Source organism: Okeania sp. SIO2F4, from assembly GCF_010672385.1.
Lineage (GTDB): Bacteria > Cyanobacteriota > Cyanobacteriia > Cyanobacteriales > Microcoleaceae > Trichodesmium.
On record NZ_JAAHGT010001175.1, the window covers coordinates 1 to 2,522 of the forward strand.

The window sequence follows — 2,522 nt, forward strand, 5'->3', positions numbered from 1 at the left end:
TAGTAGATGTAGAAGTAGATAATGGTCCGATTTTAATGCAAGCTGCTGTACCAATTTTACCTGATGATACACCGGAAACTCTCCACGAAAGAATCCAAGTGCAAGAACATCGAATTATTGTGGGTGCTATTGCTCTTGCTGCATCGAAAAATCAGGCTTTAAGTAGTAGTTAAAAATTCAGCATCTAGTTCAGGAAGTGAGGGATTAATCCGAATACCAGAAGCAATTTCAAAACCCGCAGGTGTGGTAAGTCTAGGTTCAATTTGACAATACCAATGTACCTGGGGTTCTTCTGCTTTATAACGAGCAGCAGTATTAATTACATAATTATAATCTGGGTCATTTAATTTTTCTGATAATCTAGTTAGGATATTTTTGAGAATTGATGCAAAATCTGACTTTTCTGACTCTGAAATACTGCCAAAATCAGCTTGATGTTTTTTTGGCATAATCCAAATTTCAAAAGGTACTTTAGCAGCAAAAGGAATAAAGGCTAAAAATGATGAATTTTCCTGAATTACCCGCTTTTTATTTTGCTGTTCAAATGCTAATATTTCACAGTATACACAACATCCAAAATCATCATAATATCTTTGAGCTTCTTCTTCTTGCCAGCGGCGATGCTGAGGAACAATGCTAGTAGCAATAATCTGAGAATGGGGATGAACTAATGAAGCACCTGCTTTTTTTCCATGATTCCGAAATATAATTACCATCATACTTTCATCTATTTCCATAAGTTCGATGTAACGTTGATGGTAAGTATCAATAATCATCTCTACTTCTTGGATAGACATTGTGGGAATATCTTGACTATGATTGGCACTTTCAATAATTACTTCATGTCTACCATAACCAGGCATTGTGAGATAAATCCCTTCTAATTTTCGATGGGTATTTTCATCTGGGGTTAAAGCCGGAAATTTATTAGGAATAACACGAATTTGCCAGTTAGTATTTTCTGGGTTTGGTCTCTCTAAAATAATCGGCCTGAGAAGGTGTTCATTACCAGTACAAAAAGGGCATTTTGGAGAGTGACTTTCTCCATGTTTTTGCACTATATGTTCTTGTTGAAAATCCTGGGGACGTTTACCTCTATTTGGTGCGTAAATCACCCATTCTCTTGTGGTTTTGTTGAGCCGGATATGACTTTTGTTCATGTTTTTGTTTATAGATTTAGCTAGGTTCATTAATTGATAATTGATAATTACCTCTGGTTAAAACTGTAACGGAATTGAATATAAGGAAATATTATTTCTTTTTTTCTCCTTTTAATTTTAAGGAGAGGCTTTATACCTTTATGTTTCTGGTAAGTTTAGCTGAGAGTAAAATTCTTTTGAATATTTAGCTTGTTGCCAGTTATTAGCAGATTTAATTTGCGAAGCATTTAGCTCTTTTACTTTTTGCAAGTTGGTATCTTGTAGATTAGCATCTTGGAAGTTAACTCCCTGTAAATTCGTATCTTGTAAGTTAGCTCCTTTCAAATTTGCAGATTTAAAGTTGGCATTTTTTAGATAACAACCTTGTAGATTTGTTCCTTTCAAATTTGCTTCTTGTAAATCAACACCTTGGAGATTTCCTAATATATAGGCTCCCTCTAAATTAGCTTTTTGTAAAGAAGCCTCTAAAAGGTTAACTCCTTCTAGATCGGCATTTTTGAGGTTTGCTGAACTGAGGTTTGCTTTTTGGAGTTGAGTTAATAGAAAAAAAGTATCTTGAAGATTTGCTCCCCAGAGAAAAGCTCCTTGTAATTGAGTTAATTCAAATTTACCGCCTCGAAGGTTAGCCTCTAAAAGTTTTGCTCCTTGAAGGTTGGCTTCTTTAAAATCTACATCTACTAAATTAACTTGGTCTAAATTGGCTTTAGGCAAAGATAAACCTTTTAAACAAACACCTCCCTTAACCAATTCTTCTAGAGCTTTAATTCTAGCATAGCTAATATCTAATCCTTGGGCGGAGTCGATGACTTGCCAAGCTTGATAATGGGATTTCTTTTTTCCCCATCTCATGTAAATAACTAATGCTGTAACAATGCTAAAATTTTCAATAGTTCCCAGGATTTGGGAGTTTTTAATTGAGTCTAGTAAAGCTTTACCCCACTCTGTTTTTTGTTCTATAGTATTTTCGATATAGATTATCCCTAAAATTAAGAAGATAACGGTGATTAAAACAGTAGTAATTTCTAGCAAACTATAGATAAATCTAACTATACTTCTAAGTAATCTTGCTAATTTACGATAATTATATAGTTGGGATAAATATTTTTTGATTAAAAGCATATTTGCAGAATTATAATGAGGTTTTTTTTAGGATTAAATAAAGACATTGGACGCACCTCATACCATGATTATTTTGTTGATATTCACAATGATATACGATTGAGATAGTTCATTGTCAAGAGCCTAGTTAATTAAGTCAGAAGTCAGAAGTCAGAAGTCAGAAGTTATTTTTTTTACAAAGAAAAGATGAATACTCTTAAATTGCCTCTACTTCGGTGGCATAAATTTCCTTTTCATAGCATT

The 2,522-nt window shown here is 33.5% G+C and carries 3 protein-coding genes; 1 reads left to right on the top strand and 2 read right to left on the bottom strand.

Annotation, left to right across the window (positions count from 1 at the left end; translation table 11 throughout):
- The coding region (locus F6K22_RS38520; RefSeq protein WP_293110182.1) for a formyltransferase family protein at positions 1-173 on the top strand (173 nt) is incomplete at its 5' end.
- Here the strand turns inward: F6K22_RS38520 and galT are convergent.
- A complete protein-coding gene (galT, locus tag F6K22_RS38525) occupies positions 159-1,160 on the bottom strand; it encodes a galactose-1-phosphate uridylyltransferase (protein ID WP_293110178.1) in 1,002 nt (333 codons plus the stop codon). The genes F6K22_RS38520 and galT overlap by 15 nt on opposite strands.
- 138 nt (positions 1,161-1,298) lie before the next feature.
- Positions 1,299-2,279, bottom strand: a complete 981-nt coding sequence (locus F6K22_RS38530) for a pentapeptide repeat-containing protein (RefSeq protein WP_293110180.1) — start codon at positions 2,277-2,279, stop codon at positions 1,299-1,301.
- Positions 2,280-2,522: the final 243 nt, after the last annotated feature.

Coding starts and splice junctions, on each gene's coding strand:
- galT (WP_293110178.1), bottom strand. CDS start 1,160: ATGAACAAAAGTCATATCCGGCTCAACAAAACCACAAGAGAATGGGTG.
- F6K22_RS38530 (WP_293110180.1), bottom strand. CDS start 2,279: ATGCTTTTAATCAAAAAATATTTATCCCAACTATATAATTATCGTAAA.